At 70.0% G+C, this 16608-nt stretch carries 12 protein-coding genes, 4 tRNA genes and 1 pseudogene; 7 read left to right on the top strand and 10 right to left on the bottom strand.

Translation table 11 applies throughout. The features are described from left to right. Positions 1–49: 49 nt before the first annotated feature. From hrpA to M8J73_RS36960, 6 genes are all read right to left on the bottom strand, one after another. Positions 50–3994 (bottom strand): ATP-dependent RNA helicase HrpA, encoded by a 3945-nt coding sequence (hrpA, locus tag M8J73_RS36985; RefSeq protein ID WP_055536674.1) that lies wholly within the window; start codon positions 3992–3994, stop codon positions 50–52. Positions 3995–4106: 112 nt separating this feature from the next. Beyond that, positions 4107–5714, bottom strand: coding sequence for a hypothetical protein (locus M8J73_RS36980; protein WP_055536673.1), 1608 nt, complete (start codon positions 5712–5714; stop codon positions 4107–4109). Between the two features lie 130 nt (positions 5715–5844). Further along, a tRNA-Phe gene (locus M8J73_RS36975) sits at positions 5845–5918 on the bottom strand. Between the two features lie 25 nt (positions 5919–5943). Next, positions 5944–6018: transfer RNA gene (locus M8J73_RS36970), tRNA-Asp, on the bottom strand. A gap of 36 nt (positions 6019–6054) precedes the next feature. Beyond that, a tRNA-Glu gene (locus M8J73_RS36965) sits at positions 6055–6127 on the bottom strand. Between the two features lie 82 nt (positions 6128–6209). Then, positions 6210–7901 carry a metallophosphoesterase family protein gene (locus M8J73_RS36960; protein WP_055536672.1) on the bottom strand — a complete coding sequence of 564 codons (1692 nt, stop codon included), beginning with the start codon at positions 7899–7901 and terminating at the stop codon, positions 6210–6212. A gap of 134 nt (positions 7902–8035) precedes the next feature. Here M8J73_RS36960 and M8J73_RS36955 point away from each other — a divergent pair, with 134 nt between their 5' ends. From M8J73_RS36955 to M8J73_RS36935, 5 genes are all read left to right on the top strand, one after another. Then, complete coding sequence (locus M8J73_RS36955; protein ID WP_059249887.1) at positions 8036–8386, top strand: metallopeptidase family protein; 351 nt, start codon at positions 8036–8038, stop codon at positions 8384–8386. A 233-nt stretch (positions 8387–8619) separates the two neighbouring features. Then, entirely contained in the window at positions 8620–9159 is a 540-nt protein-coding gene (locus M8J73_RS36950; RefSeq protein ID WP_249829601.1) for a hypothetical protein, read from the top strand. A 526-nt stretch (positions 9160–9685) separates the two neighbouring features. Further along, a complete protein-coding gene (locus tag M8J73_RS36945) occupies positions 9686–12085 on the top strand; it encodes a DEAD/DEAH box helicase (RefSeq protein WP_249829600.1) in 2400 nt (799 codons plus the stop codon). Positions 12086–12220: 135 nt separating this feature from the next. After that, complete coding sequence (locus tag M8J73_RS36940) at positions 12221–13795, top strand: amino acid permease (protein ID WP_055538733.1); 1575 nt, start codon at positions 12221–12223, stop codon at positions 13793–13795. Between the two features lie 190 nt (positions 13796–13985). Then, positions 13986–14058, top strand: a tRNA-Lys gene (locus tag M8J73_RS36935). A 33-nt stretch (positions 14059–14091) separates the two neighbouring features. Here the strand turns inward: M8J73_RS36935 and M8J73_RS36930 are convergent. The 3 genes and pseudogenes from M8J73_RS36930 to M8J73_RS36920 form a co-directional block, all read right to left on the bottom strand. Next, positions 14092–14379, bottom strand: coding sequence for a hypothetical protein (locus M8J73_RS36930; RefSeq protein WP_240501265.1), 288 nt, complete (start codon positions 14377–14379; stop codon positions 14092–14094). Positions 14380–14438: 59 nt separating this feature from the next. Then, a pseudogene (locus tag M8J73_RS36925) lies at positions 14439–14750 on the bottom strand (NAD(P)/FAD-dependent oxidoreductase); the annotation flags it as partial. Then, positions 14747–15160 (bottom strand): arsenate reductase ArsC, encoded by a 414-nt coding sequence (locus M8J73_RS36920; RefSeq protein ID WP_055538731.1) that lies wholly within the window; start codon positions 15158–15160, stop codon positions 14747–14749. The pseudogene M8J73_RS36925 and the gene M8J73_RS36920, both read right to left, overlap by 4 nt. Positions 15161–15251: 91 nt before the next feature. On the opposite strand from M8J73_RS36920, the gene M8J73_RS36915 reads away from it, so the two are divergent. Further along, positions 15252–15560, top strand: coding sequence for an ArsR/SmtB family transcription factor (locus tag M8J73_RS36915; protein WP_055538730.1), 309 nt, complete (start codon positions 15252–15254; stop codon positions 15558–15560). Next, positions 15557–16336, top strand: coding sequence for an aquaporin (locus M8J73_RS36910; RefSeq protein WP_055538729.1), 780 nt, complete (start codon positions 15557–15559; stop codon positions 16334–16336). Before M8J73_RS36915 ends, M8J73_RS36910 begins: the two co-directional genes overlap by 4 nt. 105 nt (positions 16337–16441) lie before the next feature. Here M8J73_RS36910 and M8J73_RS36905 read toward each other — a convergent pair. After that, positions 16442–16608: ArsR/SmtB family transcription factor (locus M8J73_RS36905; RefSeq protein WP_249829604.1), on the bottom strand; the 167-nt coding region annotated here is incomplete at its 5' end.

The following is a 16608-nucleotide window of genomic DNA, read 5'->3' as shown; positions in this document are numbered from 1 at the left end:
CCCCCTGGTCGAACTCACCCACTGTGCAGCGCTCGTCACAGTATGACGGCTACGGCACCGCCGCGTCGATCGCTTTCACGATGCGCTTGTCGGAGACGGGATACGCCGTCCCCAGGGCGTGCGCGAAGTAGCTGACGCGGAGTTCCTCGATCATCCAGCGGATGTCCAGGACCGAGGACGGTACGGGCCGCCCCTGGGGGAGTTGTTCCAGCAGCCAGGCGTACTCGTCCCGCATCTCGTGGACCTTCTCCATGCGGGAGGTGTCCCGCTGGACGCTCGTCGGCATCTGCTGGAGCCGCCGGTCCGCGGCCACCAGATAGCGCATCAGATCCGGGAGGCGGCGCAGCCCCGTCTCCGTGACGAAGCCCGGCTTCACGAGGGCGTCCAGCTGCCCGCGTACGTCCGCGAGGTTGGGCAGGAGGGCGGGGCTCCTCGTGGCCTTCAGGCGGCGCTCACAGGCCTGCCAGGCGGCGAGGACCTGCTGGACCTGGCCGACCGTGCGGACGGTGGTGTCGACGATCTCCGCGCGGACCTTGTCGTAGAGCTTGCGGTACGACTCCTCGTCCCAGGCCGGCCCGCCGAAGTCGGCGATGAGTCGGTCGGCGGCGGCCGTCGCGCAGTCGTCGAACAGGGCCTGGATCGAACCGTGCGGGTTCGCCGAGAGGGCGAGCTTCTGAGCGTTGGTCAGCTTTTCGCTCGCGAACTTCGCAGGGTTGACCGGAATGTTTCGCAGGATGAGCCTTCGGGTGCCCTTCCACATCGCTTCCGACTGTTCCTCCTCGGTGTCGAAGAGGCGTACGGAGACGGTGTCGCCGTCGTCCACGAGGGCCGGGTAGGCCTTCACGGGCTGGCCGGCGCGGCGGGTCTCGAAGACGCGGGTGAGGGAGCCGATCGTCCAGTCCGTCAGGCCCGTGCGCTCCAGGGACTCGCCGCCCTGGCGTTCGGCGGTCGCCGCGGCGGCCTGGGAGAGCGCCTTGCGGGCCTTCGGCTTCAGCTGGAGCCGAAGGGATTCCAGGTCCTTGTCCTCAGCCAGCTTCCGGCGCCGCTCGTCGACGATCCGGAAGGTGATCTTCAAGTGGTCGGGGACCCGGGACCAGTCGAAGTCGTCCGCGGTCACCGGTACGCCCACCATGCGCTTGAGTTCGCGGGCGAGCGTGACGGTCAGCGGCTCTTGGAGGGGCACCGCCTGGTCGAGGAAGCGCTTGGCGTAGTTGGGGGCCGGGACGTAGTTGCGGCGGATCGGCTTCGGCAGGGAACGGATCAGTTCCGTCACCACGTCCTCGCGCAGGCCCGGGATCTGCCAGTCGAAGCCCTCGTCGGTGACCTGGTTGAGGACCTGGAGGGGGATGTGGACGGTGACGCCGTCCGCGTCCGCGCCCGGCTCGAACTGGTAGGTGACGCGGAACTTCAGCTGCCCCTGGCGCCAGGAGTCCGGGTAGTCCGCCTTGGTGACCGCCTCCGCCGACTCCCGGATGAGCATCTCGCGCTCGAAGTCCAGGAAGTCGGGCTGCTCGTGCCGCTTGCGCTTCCACCAGGAGTCGAAGTGGGCGCCCGACACCACGTGTTCGGGGACCCGCTGGTCGTAGAAGTCGAACAGGGTGTCGTCGTCGACCACGATGTCCCGGCGCCGGGCGCGGTGCTCCAGCTCCTCGACCTCGCTGAGGAGCTTGCGGTTGTCGGCGAAGAACTTGTGGTGCGTACGCCAGTCGCCCTCGACGAGCGCGTTGCGGATGAAGAGCTCGCGGCTCGCCTCGGGGTCGATGCGGCCGTAGTTCACCTTCCGCTGGGCGACGATCGGGACGCCGTACAGCGTGACCTTCTCGTACGCCATCACGGCCGCCTGGTCCTTCTCCCAGTGCGGTTCGCTGTAGGTGCGCTTCAGCAGGTGCTCGGCGAGCGGCTCGACCCACTCGGGCTCGATCTTCGCGTTGACGCGGGCCCACAGGCGGGAGGTCTCCACCAGTTCGGCGGACATCACGAAGCGCGGGGGCTTCTTGAAGAGGGCAGAGCCGGGGAAGATCGCGAACTTGGCGCTGCGGGCGCCCAGGTACTCGTTCTTCGCGCCGTCCTTGATGTCCTTCATGCCGATGTGGGACAGCAGGCCGGCCAGGAGCGACACATGGACCTGCTGCTCGGGGGCGTCCTCCTCGTTGAGGTGGATGCCCATCTGCTTGGCGACCGTGCGGAGCTGGCTGTAGATGTCCTGCCACTCGCGGATGCGCAGGAAGTTGAGGTACTCCTGCTTGCACATCCGGCGGAAGGACGACGAGCCGCGTTCCTTCTGCTGCTCGCGGACGTACCGCCACAGGTTGAGGAAGGCGAGGAAGTCGGAGGACTCGTCCTTGAAGCGGGCGTGCTGCTGGTCGGCCTGTGTCTGCTTGTCGGCGGGGCGTTCGCGCGGGTCCTGGATGGACAGCGCGGCGGCGATAACCATGACCTCGCGGGCGCAGCCGTTCTTGTCGGCCTCGACGACCATCCGGGCCAGGCGCGGGTCGACGGGCAGCTGGGAGAGCTTGCGGCCCATCGTGGTCAGCCGCTTGCGGACGTCCTTCTGCGTGGGGTCGAGCGCGCCGAGCTCCTGGAGGAGCTGGACGCCGTCGCGGATGTTGCGGTGGTCCGGCGGGTCGATGAAGGGGAACTTCTCGATGTCGCCGAGGCCGGCCGCGGTCATCTGCAGGATGACGGAGGCGAGGTTCGTCCGCAGGATCTCGGCGTCCGTGAACTCCGGGCGCGCGTTGAAGTCGTCCTCGGTGTACAGGCGGATGCAGATGCCGTCGGACGTACGGCCGCAGCGGCCCTTGCGCTGGTTGGCGCTGGCCTGGGAGATCGGCTCGATCGGCAGCCGCTGGACCTTGGTGCGGTGGCTGTAGCGGCTGATGCGGGCGAAGCCCGGGTCGATGACGTACTTGATGCCGGGGACGGTCAGCGACGTCTCGGCGACGTTGGTGGCCAGCACGATCCGGCGGCCGGTGTGCGGCTGGAAGACGCGGTGCTGCTCGGCGTGCGAGAGCCGCGCGTAGAGGGGGAGGACCTCGGTGAAGCGGTAGTTCTTCTTGATCAGCGCGTCGGCGGTGTCGCGGATCTCGCGCTCACCGGAGAGGAAGACGAGGATGTCGCCCTTGCCCTCGCCCTGAAGCTCCTCGACCGCGTCGCAGATGGCGGTGATCTGGTCGCGGTCGGCGTCGTCGGAGTCCTCTTCGAGGAGGGGGCGGTAGCGCACCTCGACCGGGTACGTACGGCCGCTGACCTCGACGATCGGGGCGTCGCCGAAGTGGCGGGAGAACCGCTCGGGGTCGATGGTCGCGGAGGTGATGACGACCTTGAGGTCCGGGCGCTTCGGGAGCAGTTGGGCGAGGTAGCCCAGCAGGAAGTCGATGTTGAGGGACCGCTCGTGGGCCTCGTCGATGATGATCGTGTCGTAGGCGCGCAGCTCGCGGTCCGTCTGGATCTCGGCGAGCAGGATGCCGTCCGTCATCAGCTTGACGAAGGTCGCGTCCTGGTTGACCTGGTCGGTGAAGCGGACCTTCCAGCCGACGGCCTCGCCGAGGGGGGTGTCCAGCTCCTCCGCCACGCGTTCGGCGACGGTGCGGGCGGCGATCCGGCGGGGCTGGGTGTGCCCGATCATGCCGCGGACGCCGCGCCCCAGCTCCATACAGATCTTCGGGATCTGGGTCGTCTTGCCGGAGCCGGTCTCACCGGCCACGATGACCACCTGGTGGTCGCGGATGGCGGCCGCGATCTCGTCCTTCTTCTGGCTGACGGGCAGCTGTTCGGGGTACGAGACGGTCGGCACGCGGGCGGCGCGCTCGGCCATGCGGGCCTCGCCCTTGGCGACCTCGGCCTCGATCTCGGCGAGGACGGCGGCCCGGGCCTCGGGCTTACGGATCTTGCGCGCGCCTTCGAGCCTGCGCCCGAGCCGGTGCGCGTCGCGCAGGGACAGCTCGGCCAGGCGGGGGGCGAGGGCGCCGAGGGCGGGGGCAGGTGGCGTAGACATACGCCGTCCAGGATCTCACCTCGACGAAACGAGGGGCGAACGCTTTTGCGTCCGCCCCTCGCTGTGCGCCTGTGATGCGCGTTACCGCCGGCCGCCGCGTGGGCCGCGGCTGTCAGCGCACGTCGACGTAGTCCTCTTTCCCGCTGCCGACGAAGTGCCCCCTGTCGGGGTACAGGAAGACCGGCACCCAGGTCCCGTCCTGACGGGCCGTGAAGCCCTTGCTGAAGGAGCCGTTGGACTTCGACGTGACGGTCGTCATCAGGTACCAGGTCTTCTTGCCCGTGGGCCGGAAGAGGATCTGGACCTTCCTGGAGCCGTACGCCTTCCACGTCGACGACCCGGCCTGGCGCTCCTGGAGTACACCCTTGACGGTGATCGTCCGGCCCTTGCGGACCGGCTCGGGCGAGGCGTCGGCGTTCCTGATCCGGGTGAGAGCCCGGTTCTTGCGCAGGGCGCCGCTCGTGGTGCCCACGACGTCGTACGTGGTGGAACCCGCGTACTTCAGTCGCCAGTAGCCGTCCGTGTAGCCCGGCAGGGTGGTGTGGAACTGGGAGTCGAAGTCCGTCTTGACGGTCTTCTCGGTGGTCCAGCCGGTCCTGCCGTTCGGCGAGTACTGGATGGCGACGCTCACGCGCTCGCTGTGGTCCTCCCCGACGATCCCGAGGGTGCCGGAGACGCTGAGCTCGGCGTACTTGTCCAGCGAGGCCGTGAAGCCCCGGAACTTCGTCGTCGCCGTGACCGCGACGTCGACATCGACGGTGGCGGTGCGCTGGATCCAGGCGTTGTACGGGTACGGCCGGAAGGCCACCTCGTACACGGTCTTCTGGTACGGGCTCGCGGCGAAGCTGAAGCGGCCATCGGCGCCCGTCGTCGCCTCGATCGGGTGGGAGGTGCTGCTGTTCTTGTAATCCATCTCCAGCGGGATGCCGGAGAGCGGCTTCCACTCCGAGCCGCTCTGGTACTGCAGAGTGCCGGAGACCGTGATCTTGTCGCCCGCCGTGAGGTGGAAGCTGCTCTTGTCGAGGGTGATGCGGGTCGGTGCCGCCGTGGGCGTGATGTCGACCCAGAAGGTGGAGGCGTACCCCAGGTCGCCCCGGTAGGTGGCATAGGCCCCGCCGCCTTCCGTCAGCTCATGGGAGAAGGAGAAGTGGCCCTTGTCGTCCGTGGTGGCGGGCGTTTCGATCTGCCGCTCGATCCAGAGACTCACGGAGGCTCCCGGCAGAGGCTCCGTCAGGCGTGTGATCGGATCGCGTACGACCAGGTCCCCACTGACCGTGACCGTCTTGTCCTCGATGGTCGGCGTGGTCGGCGTGACGGCGAAGTCCTGGAAGACCGGCTGCTTGCGGTACCGCAGGGTGCCGGCGTCCTTCCGGACCGTGGTCTCTCCCGCGCTGGTCGTGGCCTCGACGTCGATCGTGTAGTCGCCGAGGGTGTCCAGGTGGACGGGCTGCGAGGACCACACGCCCTCCCAGGGGCTGATCCAGTTCGCCTGCTTGAAATCGGTGACGGTGGCCACCGGGGCGTCCGACTCGCCACTCCCGGCGGGGCGGAGCGTCGCGGTGATCTTCGTGATGTCTTCGCCGATGGCGCTGCCGTGGCGGAGACGGACCTCGATGGCCGCCCAGTCGCCGGAGCTGCCCGCTGCCTTGACCACCGGCGCCTCGGCGTGGGCCGTACCGGGTATCGCGAGTGCGGAGACCAGGACGGCGCCGGCCGTCACGAGTCCCCTGATGACCCCTCTCAAGAACCCCCCATGGCTCTCGGTGAGCGACCTTGGCCCACATCGGCCTCGGCTCGCTGTGAGCGACGAAAACCCCCACCAGTTGCCCGGTGGGGGTTCTCATTTGTTGTGGCTGGGGCCGGGGTCGAACCGGCGACCTTCCGCTTTTCAGGCGGACGCTCGTACCAACTGAGCTACCCAGCCACGGTGTTTCACGTGAAACACCGAGCGGTCCTGACGGGATTTGAACCCGCGGCCTCCACCTTGACAGGGTGGCGAGCACTCCAAACTGCTCCACAGGACCAAGGTTGCGTACGACAGTGTCGCACACGTTCTTGCGTGCCCCCAACGGGATTCGAACCCGTGCTACCGCCTTGAAAGGGCGGCGTCCTAGGCCGCTAGACGATGAGGGCTATCGGCCCGCCGTGGGCGCTTCATCAGCGCGTCGGGGACGTGAGAAGCATATGGGATGGCGGGAGGTATCGCCAAAACGGTTTACGGGCGGTCCGGCGAACGGGTGGTCGCCCCGCCGGGTGACGTGCTCGGAGGCGAACCGGACGGGGTACCCGATGGGGTGCCCGGCGGAGTGTCCGACGAGCTTCCGGACGGGGACGGGGACTGGAGTGCTCCCGGTTGGTTCTCCTTCGGGAGGTGACGGCTGACCTCGGCCGTCGTCAGACCCAGGCCCCCGAGTTTGATCTCGTCCCAGGCCTGGAGGCGATGGGTGTCGCGGTCGAAATAGAGGACCGACGTCTCGATCGGATCCGGGTAGTCGCCCTCCAGGGCGCGCAGCCCGCTGCCCCCGGTCGAGCCCTCGATGCGCAGGCGGGTGCCCTCGTCCAGGATCTCCATCTCCGGGTGGTGCAGGTGCCCGGCGAGGACGAGCGGGACGTCCCCGTCCGTCTCGCGGGCGGCGTCCGGATTGTGGGCGATCGCGATGTCCACGGGAGTGCCGGCCGCCTTCTGGGCGCGCAGCGCCCCCGCCAGCCGCTGTCCGGCCGCCTCCTCCGAGGGCAGGCCCGCCTTGTCCGTGGAGCGGTCGGGGGTGAACTGCGGGTCGCCGATCCCCGCGAAGCGCAGCCCGCCCACGTTCACCGCCTTCCCCTCGTCGAGGACGTGCGTGTTCTCGACGCCCTCCAGATACCGCTGGGTCTCGCGGGAGTCGTGGTTGCCGCGCACCCAGACGTACGGCGCCCCGAGGTCGGCGATCGGGTCCAGGAAGGCGTTCTCGGCGGCGGTGCCGTGGTCCATGGTGTCGCCGGAGTCGACGATGACGTTGATCTCGTACTGCTCCACCAGCGAGGCGATGATCTTCCAGCTCGCGGGGTTGAGGTGGATGTCGGAGACGTGCAGGACACGGATGGTGGTGGGGTCCGGCTGGTACGCGGGGAGGGTGGACGTGACGTCGTACAGCTTGGTCACGTTCGTCACCAGGCGTGCCAGTTCCTTCTGGTAGACGTCGAACTCCGTGACGATGCTGCGCGCGTTGCCGACCAGGGAGGGCGCGGAGGAGAGCAGGCCCGAGAACTTGGGTTCCAGGACCGAGTTCGGGTTCCAGGTGGCGGCGGCGGTGCCTCCGGAGGCCGCGAGCAGCCCGAGGGCCAGGCCGCCCGCGGCCAGGGCGCGACGGGGGCGGCGGTAGACGGCGAGCCCCAGCGCGGTCGCCCCCGTGACGACGGCGACGCCCGACCGCAGGGCCAGGTCCAGGGTGCCGCGCCGGACGTCCGAGGCGATCTCGTCCTGGAGGCCCGAGATCCGCTCGGGGTGGTCGACCAGGGCCTGGGCGCGGTCCGGGTCCAGTTGGTCCACGTTCACGTCGAGGCGTACGGGGGCGTGGTGACTGCGCAGCTCCAGGGCGCCCAGCGGTGAGACGTTGATCTTCGTGCCGCCGGTGAGCGACGGGCGCAGCGTCATCGTGGTGTTCATGGGGCCGACAGGGGTCCGTACGTTGCCCACGACCAGCAGGCCGAGCCAGGCGCCGACCACGACGACGGTGACCAGGCCGAGCGCGCGGACCCAGGGGCGGGCGCGGCCCGCCGGTTCGACCGCCGGGCGCGGGTCGCGTGAGCGGCGCCCCCGGGTCGTGGCCCCGGTGGGCTGTGGCAGCGGCAGCGCCCGGCGGATGCGGCGCAGGGTCGTACGGATGGCGGTCACGGTGGTGGCTGTTGCGGCGGGGACGCGGGCCATTGGGGCCGTATGCCCAGGGGGGTGGAGGGATATGCGGGGGATTGGGGACCGGGCCCCGTTCAGGGGTGTGACCCCAGCGGTCGCCCTGTGACCCGTATCTCTCCTTCGCGCGGGTCGTGCCCGACAATGGGCCTGTGTTGGAGATGACGCGCGAGGAGTTCGAGGAGCTGGTCGCCGAGGCGTTGGACCGGATCCCGCCGGAGCTGACGCGGCTGATGGACAACGTGGCGGTGTTCGTCGAGGACGAGCCGCCCGCCGACGACCCCGAGCTGCTCGGGCTGTACGAGGGGACTCCGCTCACGGATCGCGGGGAGTGGTACGCGGGGGTGCTGCCGGACCGGATCACGATCTACCGGGGGCCGACGCTGCGGATGTGCGAGACCCGTGAGGACGTCGTCGCGGAGACCGAGGTGACCGTGGTGCACGAGATCGCCCACCACTTCGGCATCGACGACGCCCGGCTGCACGCCCTGGGGTACGGGTAGGGGCGGCACCAGGCGGCTCGGCGGCTCGGCGGCCCGGCGGCCAGGCGGCCGCTCCGGCGTGGGGGTGGCCGTGGCCCGGCGGGTCGGCGCGGCGCGAGGTTGCGGAGGTCCGGCGGGTCGGTACGGCGTGGGGTGGCGGTGGTCCGGCGGGTCGGTACGGCGCGTGTCTTCTTGTGTGCGGCGGGAGTTGAACAGGGGGACTCCTCTCCCAGCCCCCCACGGAGGTGGCCGCCGTGCGCGCCTTGTACGTACCCGTTCGCCTGGCCGCCACGGTCATGGCCGTCGCCGCGGCTGCCGGCTGCATGAGCGTGGGGGACGGCGGGCAGCACCCCGGCCCCTCGCCCTCCGCCGGACAGCGGGGCGGTGAGCGGCCGGACGGGGGCACCGCCGTGACGGGCGGGGGCGGCACGGGGTACCAGGTCGGGCGCGGCAAGCCGCGTCGCTCGGGCTCGCCCGACCCCTCCGCGTCCCGGTCGGCCCCCGCCTCGGCGGCGGCCTCCGAGGGGGCCCAGCCGACCAAGAAGGCGAAGCCGCCGAAGAGTGGGAAGGGCGGCAAGGGCAAGGGGAACGGCGAGCGGCCGCCCGTGCCGGAGCCGACGAAGGGCGAGCCGACGCCCGCGCCCTCCTCGGCCCCGCCGGAGCCGCCCGAGCCGTCGGCCCCGGCGGAGTCCCCGGCGCCGGAGCCGTCGGCCGAGCCGTCGTCGTCCGCGCACGAGCAGGGGGCACAGCTGATGGAACGGGAGCCCGCGCCGGAGGCGGGGGACGCGGCATAGCGGCCGGGCGGAACGGCTGTGTGCCGCTGTGGGGCGGGCGGGGGCGTCGCCGGGGTGATCGTGGCCGCGTCCTGCGGGGTGATGGCTGTCTGCGCGGTGGTCGTCGCCGTCTGCGCGGTGGCCGTGGCCCTGCGGCGCCCGCGGGAGTGTGGCGGACGACACGGGTGCGAGGGCGGCACGGCGGCTGCCCCGGTGCCGACCGGGAACGCGGTGCCGCCGACGCCGCCGCAGGGCCCCTGGCCAGCGGCTTTCCCTCTCATGGGTGAAGTCGGCCAGGAGTCTGGGTTTCCCAGTTGGGCTCCGCTGATCGCCTTCTGACCTGCGGGTATTGGCTCAGTTTGCCTTTAGGGGTGGGGGGTGCGTATGGTTATAGATCGTTTGATTCATTTGCCCGGCGCCAACGCAGAAGCGCGCCGTGTGGCGCGTTCTCTCCCTTGCCGTGGCTGACCGCATAGAGGCGGTCGTATTGCGAATCACGGAGTTGACGGGCGCGTGCCGACGAGACTCCGGAAGGTTTCGCATACGCATGTCCATTTCCAGTTCTGATCACGCCGTCATGCCCGAGAACGGCGAGAACGAGATCGTCGAGGAGACCCCCGAGGTCACCTTCGCCGCCCTCGGTCTCCCCGAGGGCGTCGTGCGCAAGCTCGCGCAGAACGGCGTGACCGTCCCCTTCCCGATCCAGGCCGCGACCATCCCGGACGCCCTGGCCGGCAAGGACATCCTCGGCCGCGGCCGCACCGGCTCCGGCAAGACCCTCTCCTTCGGTCTGCCGACCCTGGCGCGTCTCGCCGGTGGCCGCACCGAGAAGCACAAGCCCCGCGCGGTCATCCTCACCCCGACCCGTGAGCTCGCCATGCAGGTGGCGGACGCGCTCCAGCCCTACGGCGACGTCGTCGGCCTGAAGATGAAGGTCGTCTGCGGCGGTACGTCGATGGGCAACCAGATCTACGCCCTGGAGCGCGGCGTCGACATCCTCGTCGCCACCCCGGGCCGACTGCGCGACATCATCAACCGCGGCGCCTGCTCCCTGGAGAACGTCGAGGTCGCCGTCCTCGACGAGGCCGACCAGATGTCCGACCTGGGCTTCCTGCCCGAGGTCACCGAGCTGCTCGACCAGGTCCCGGCCGGCGGCCAGCGCATGCTGTTCTCCGCCACGATGGAGAACGAGATCTCCACGCTGGTCAAGCGCTACCTGAGCAACCCGGTCACGCACGAGGTCGACAGCGCCCAGGGCAACGTCACGACCATGTCGCACCACATCCTGATCGTGAAGCCCAAGGACAAGGCACCGGTCACCGCCGCGATCGCCTCCCGCAAGGGCCGCACCATCATCTTCGTCCGCACCCAGCTGGGCGCCGACCGCATCGCCGAACAGCTGCGCGACGCCGGCGTGAAGGCCGACGCGCTGCACGGCGGCATGACCCAGGGCGCGCGGACCCGGACGCTGGCCGACTTCAAGGACGGCTACGTCAACGCGCTCGTCGCGACCGACGTCGCCGCCCGCGGTATCCACGTCGACGGCATCGACCTGGTGCTCAACGTGGACCCGGCCGGTGACCACAAGGACTATCTGCACCGCGCGGGCCGCACGGCGCGTGCCGGTCGCACGGGCACGGTCGTCTCCCTGTCCCTGCCGCACCAGCGCCGCCAGATCTTCCGCCTCATGGAGGACGCGGGCGTCGACGCCGGGCGTCACATCATCCAGGGCGGTGCCGCCTTCGACCCGGAGGTCGCCGAGATCACCGGCGCCCGGTCGATGACCGAGGTCCAGGCCGAGTCCGCCGGCAACGCCGCGCAGCAGGCCGAGCGTGAAGTCGCTCACCTCACCAAGCAGTTGGAGCGGGCCACGCGCCGCGCCGCCGAGCTGCGCGAGGAGGCCGACCGGCTCACCGCGCGTGCCGCGCGGGAGCGGGGCGAGGACCCCGAGGCGGCGATCTCCCAGGCGCGCGCCGAGGAGACGGGCGAGGGTGCCGCCGTCGTCGAGGCGGCCGCCGCCGCTGTCGACGCGGTGCTGTCCGAGGTGTCCGTGCCGGAGCAGCCGGCCGCGCAGGACGTCGAGCGCGTCGAGAAGGCCGAGCGGTTCGAGCGGACCGACCGGGCCGAGCGCGGGTCGTACGGGCGTTCCTCGTCGTACGAGCGTCGTGACGACCGCGGCGGTTTCCGCCGGGACGACCGCGACAACCGCGGTGAGCGTCGTGACGACCGGGGCGGTTTCCGTCGGGACAACGAGCGTGGCTTCGACCGCGGTGGTCGTTCCTTCGAGCGTCGTGACGACCGGGGCGGTTTCCGTCGGGACAACGAGCGTGGCTTCGACCGCGGTGGTCGTTCCTTCGAGCGCCGTGACGACCGGGGTGGCTTCAACCGCGACAACCGTGACAACCGGGGCGAGCGTCGTGACGACCGGGGCGGTTTCCGTCGGGACAACGAGCGTGGCTTCGACCGCGGTGGTCGTTCCTTCGAGCGTCGTGACGACCGGGGCGGTTTCCGTCGGGACAACGAGCGTGGCTTCGACCGCGGTGGTCGTTCCTTCGAGCGTCGTGACGACCGGGGTGGCTTCAACCGCGACAACCGTGACAGCCGTGACAACCGCGGTGAGCGCCGTGACGACCGTGGCGGCTTCAACCGCGACAACCGCCGGGACGACCGGGGTGGCCGTTCCTTCGAGCGTCGCGACGACCGTGGTGGCTTCAACCGCGAGAACCGTGACCGTGGGTTCGACCGCGGTGGCCGTTCCTTCGAGCGCCGTGACGAGCGCGGTGGTCACCGGGGCAGCGACCGTCCGTTCAACCGCGACCGCCAGGGCGACCGTCCGGGCTTCCGCTCCGGCGGCCACGAGCGTCCGTACGGCCGCCGTGACGACCACCGCGGCACCGGCTCCTTCGGCCGCCGCGAGGACAAGCCGCGCTGGAAGCGCAACGGCTGACCGAGGCCGAGCGCCCACTCTGTGAACGCCGTGGCCCCCACCTTCCGGGTGGGGGCCACGGCGTTTTCGTAGTGCGCCGATTTTCGGCCATCTTGTGACGCATGTCACGACCTCCGTGAGGGAATTGCTGGGGGCATGACAGATGACGACATAGCCCGTGGGGCGTCCGGGGTCTCGGCTCCGGACTCGGTGTCGGTCACGGTGTCGGACGAGGAACGCCTGGCCCAACTGGGCTACACCCAGGTCCTCGCACGCCGTATGTCCGCGTTCTCGAACTACGCGGTCTCCTTCACGATCATCTCGGTCCTGTCCGGCTGTATGACCCTGTACCTGTTCGGCATGAACACCGGCGGTCCGGCGGTGATCACCTGGGGCTGGGTCGGGGTCGGGCTGATGACGCTGTTCGTCGGCCTCGCGATGGCCGAGATCTGCTCGGCGTACCCGACCTCCGCGGGCCTGTACTTCTGGTCGCACCGGCTGGCGCCGCCCCGGACGGCCGCGGCGTGGGCGTGGTTCACGGGCTGGTTCAACGTCCTCGGCCAGGTCGCGGTGACCGCCGGCATCGACTTCGGCGCGGCGTCGTTCCTCGCCGCCTACCTGAACCTGGAGTTCGGCTTCGAGGTGACGCCCGGCCGCACGATCCTGCTGTTCGCGGGGATCCTGCTGCTGCACGGCCTGCTGAACACCTTCGGCGTCCGTATCGTCGGCCTGCTGAACAGCATCAGCGTGTGGTGGCACGTCCTGGGTGTCGTGGTGATCGTCGGCGCCCTCGCGATCGTCCCCGACGAGCACCGCTCGGCGTCCTTCGTCTTCACCGAGTTCGTCAACAACACGGGCTGGGGCAGCGCGTTCTACGTCGTCCTCCTGGGCCTGCTGATGGCGCAGTACACCTTCACCGGGTACGACGCCTCCGCGCACATGACCGAGGAGACCCACGACGCGTCCACGGCCGGCCCCAAGGGCATCGTCCGCTCCATCTGGACGTCCTGGGTGGCGGGACTCGTGCTGCTGCTCGGCTTCACCTTCGCCATCCAGTCGTACGACGGCGCCCTGAACTCCGCGACGGGGGTGCCGCCGGCCCAGATCCTCATGGACGCGCTCGGCGCCACCGCCGGGAAGCTGCTGCTCCTCGTCGTCATCGGCGCGCAGCTGTTCTGCGGGATGGCGTCCGTGACGGCCAACAGCCGCATGATCTACGCCTTCTCGCGTGATGGCGCGCTGCCGTTCTCGCACGTCTGGCACACGGTCAGCCCGCGCACCCGGACGCCCGTCGCGGCGGTGTGGCTGGCGGCGGGCGGCGCGCTCGTCCTGGGCCTGCCGTATCTGATCAACGTGACGGCGTACGCGGCGGTGACCTCCATCGCGGTCATCGGCCTCTACATCGCCTACGTGATCCCGACGCTCCTGCGGCTCCGCAAGGGCGACGCGTTCGAGCGGGGGCCGTGGCATCTGGGGCGCTGGTCGCGGACGATCGGCGTCATCTCGGTGACCTGGGTCCTCGTCATCACCGTCCTCTTCATGCTGCCCCAGCTCTCCCCCGTCACCTGGGAGAACTTCAACTACGCCCCCGTCGCCGTCCTGGTGGTCCTCGGCTTCGCCGCGATCTGGTGGACCGCCTCGGCCCGGCACTGGTTCCTCAATCCCGAGCACCAACGGAACGTGGCGCGGGCGAAGGGGAGGGAGGGGGCACCGGAGCCGGTGGATCCGTAGAGCGGGCGCGAGTGTCGGGAACGGGCGTCCCCGCCGGGCCCGGACCCGTGATTTCGCTCTGCTTCCGCCGATCTTCCGCCCGTTCTGTTCTGCGGCGAACCTTTTTGCGGCTCCCCGACGCGGCCGGGTCACCGATACCCGATCGGAGTCCCGGCCTCGTCCGGCTATGCTCGGGTAGGCAACATCGCCTGGGCCCTTAGCTCAATTGGCAGAGCAGTGGACTTTTAATCCATTGGTTGTGGGTTCGAGTCCCACAGGGCCTACGGGTGTGGGGGAGGCAAACGGCCTCTGACCTGCTACGCAGCGCCTGAGTCGGCTTCGGTCGGGTCGGGCGCTGCTTCGTTTTGAAGCCACTGAGTGAGCGATGCGTGAGCGGATGCGCTCGTGGCCTGCGGATCGGGTGCCGCTTGGGCGGACGAATCAGCAGCTGCCGGACGCGATCGCGGGATCAGCTTCGCTGCCTTCTCGGCGACATGGCGCAGGTCCCGCAGGGTGATGGGCGGCAGGTCGGTCGTGGCGAGGATGCGGCGGAAGGTCGCCGAGACCGTCTCCGCCGGTCTCGCGCCACCGCCGGACTCGCTCATCCGTCCACAGGAGGGGCTTCGGGCGCCTGCCTGACTCCAACTCGACGTGGGACAAGGGCCCCGGTCAGGTCGACCTCGACGACGTCGTCCGGGATGAGCTCGGCGCCGAAGCGTTCGGCCCGGGTCCGCATGTTCTCCATCGGCTCGGGGCCCATGATGCCGTCGCGGAAGCCGGGGAAGTTCTCCACCTCGGTCATCTGCACCAGCGCCCCGCCGGCGGTGACCGCGCTCTCGAAGACCAGCGGATCGAGCGAGGCGCGGGCGGTGCAGAGGGCGGCGGTTTATCCGGCGGGGCCGGAGCCGATGACGATGATGTCGCCTATGTCCGCGGGTGTGTTCCCGGCCAAGGTCGCGCTGGGCGCGGTGTTCATGCCTGCGGCTCCGGGGCGATCTCCTTGATCAGGCCCTCGACCAGCACCTTGATCTCGTCGCGGATCGGGCGGACGGCCTCGACGCCCTGGCCCGCCGGGTCCTCCAGCTGCCAGTCGAGGTACCGCTTGCCGGGGAAGACGGGGCAGGTGTCGCCGCAGCCCATGGTGATGCAGACGTCGGACTCCTTGACTGCGTCCACGGTGAGCATCTTCGGGACCTCGGCGGAGATGTCGATGCCGACCTCGGCCATGGCCTCGACGGCGGCCGGGTTGACTTTGGCACCCGGGTTGGAGCCGGCGGAACGGACCTCGACACGGTCCCCGGCCAGGTGGGTCAGCCATGCGGCGGCCATCTGGGAACGGCCGGCGTTGTGGACACAGACGAACAGCACAGAGGGCTTGTCGGACATCAGAGGTCTCTCTTGTCTCACGACAACATCAGGTGTGAATGATGTCAGCACCCGGTGGTGTCAGCCACCACTGATGTGACAATATCAGCACATGATGACGTCAGTCGACACTGACCTGATTCGGGTGCTGGCCGACCCGCTCAGGCTCCAGATCGTGACCCTGCTCGCCAAAGAGATGCTGTGCACCACCCACCTCGTGGAGGAGACCGGTGCCCGGCAGACCAACCTCTCCAACCACCTGAGAGTGCTGCGCGAGGCCGGAGTCGTCGAGACGGAGCCGTGCGGCCGGTTCACCTACTACCGGCTCAAGCCCGACGTCATCGCCTCACTCGCCAGCCAGTTCGCTGATCTGGCCGAGTCCGCTCGCACCGCCGCCGAGAACAAGAGGGCTTGCCCATGACCGCCGCCGAAGCCGCCGCGCACGCGGAGTCCGCGCCACCTGCTCCCGTACCGGCCTCCGTCGAGCCGGCGCCCGGCGCCACGCCACCGCGTACCCCTCTCGTCGCCCGGGCCGCCGCCGAACTGATAGGCACCGCTGCCCTGGTGGCGGTCGTGGTCGGCTCCGGCATCCAGGCCACGGAACTCACCAAGGACGTCGGCCTGCAGCTGCTGGCCAACTCCACGGCCACCGTCTTCGGCCTCGGCGTCCTCATCCTCCTGCTCGGCCCGGTCTCCGGCGCCCACTTCAACCCGGTCGTCACGCTCGCCGAGTGGTGGACCGCCCGCCGCGGCGGGGCCGGAGTCACCCCGCGCGAGGTGGCGGTGTACCTGCCGGCGCAGATCGTCGGCGCCATCGCGGGCGCGATCCTGGCGGACGCGATGTTTGGCGAGCCGCTGGTGAAGTGGTCCACGCATGACCGGTCGGCCGGCCATCTGCTGCTCGGTGAGGTCGTCGCGACGGCTGGTCTGATCCTGCTGATCTTCGGCCTGGCCCGGGCGAACCAGCTGCGCTTCGCGCCCGTCGCGGTCGCCTCCTATATCGGCGCCGCGTACTGGTTCACCTCCTCCACGTCCTTCGCCAACCCGGCCGTGACCATCGGTCGCGCCTTCACCGACACCTTCGCCGGCATCGCCCCCAGCTCGGTCGCCGGGTTCATCGGCATGCAGGTCATCGGCGGCGTGATCGGGCTGGCGCTCGTCGCGCTCATCTTCATGCCCGGACGATCGGCAGAGTGACCCGTCGGTCCCGGCGGCCGGCTGTTTTCCACGCCGCTGTTGCCGCAGTCCCCGGTCGGCGCCACGACCACCGGCGCTCACAGCGGCAAGCGAGATCAGTGACGCTCAGGCCGCCGGCGCGGCCTTGGTCAGCAGGCGTCCCATCGCGGCGAGCACCGACGGCTCGACCCGGTAGTACACCCAGGTGCCGCGCCGCTCGGAGGTGAGCAGGCCGGCCTCCTTGAGCTTCTTCAGGTGGTGGGAGACGGTCGGCTGGGAGACGCCCACGTCGG

It is taken from the genome of Streptomyces neyagawaensis (assembly GCF_023516595.1).
Taxonomy (GTDB): Bacteria; Actinomycetota; Actinomycetes; order Streptomycetales; family Streptomycetaceae; genus Streptomyces; species Streptomyces neyagawaensis.
The sequence above is the reverse complement of the archived record's forward strand: the minus strand, read 5'-3'. Positions and strand labels throughout refer to the sequence as shown.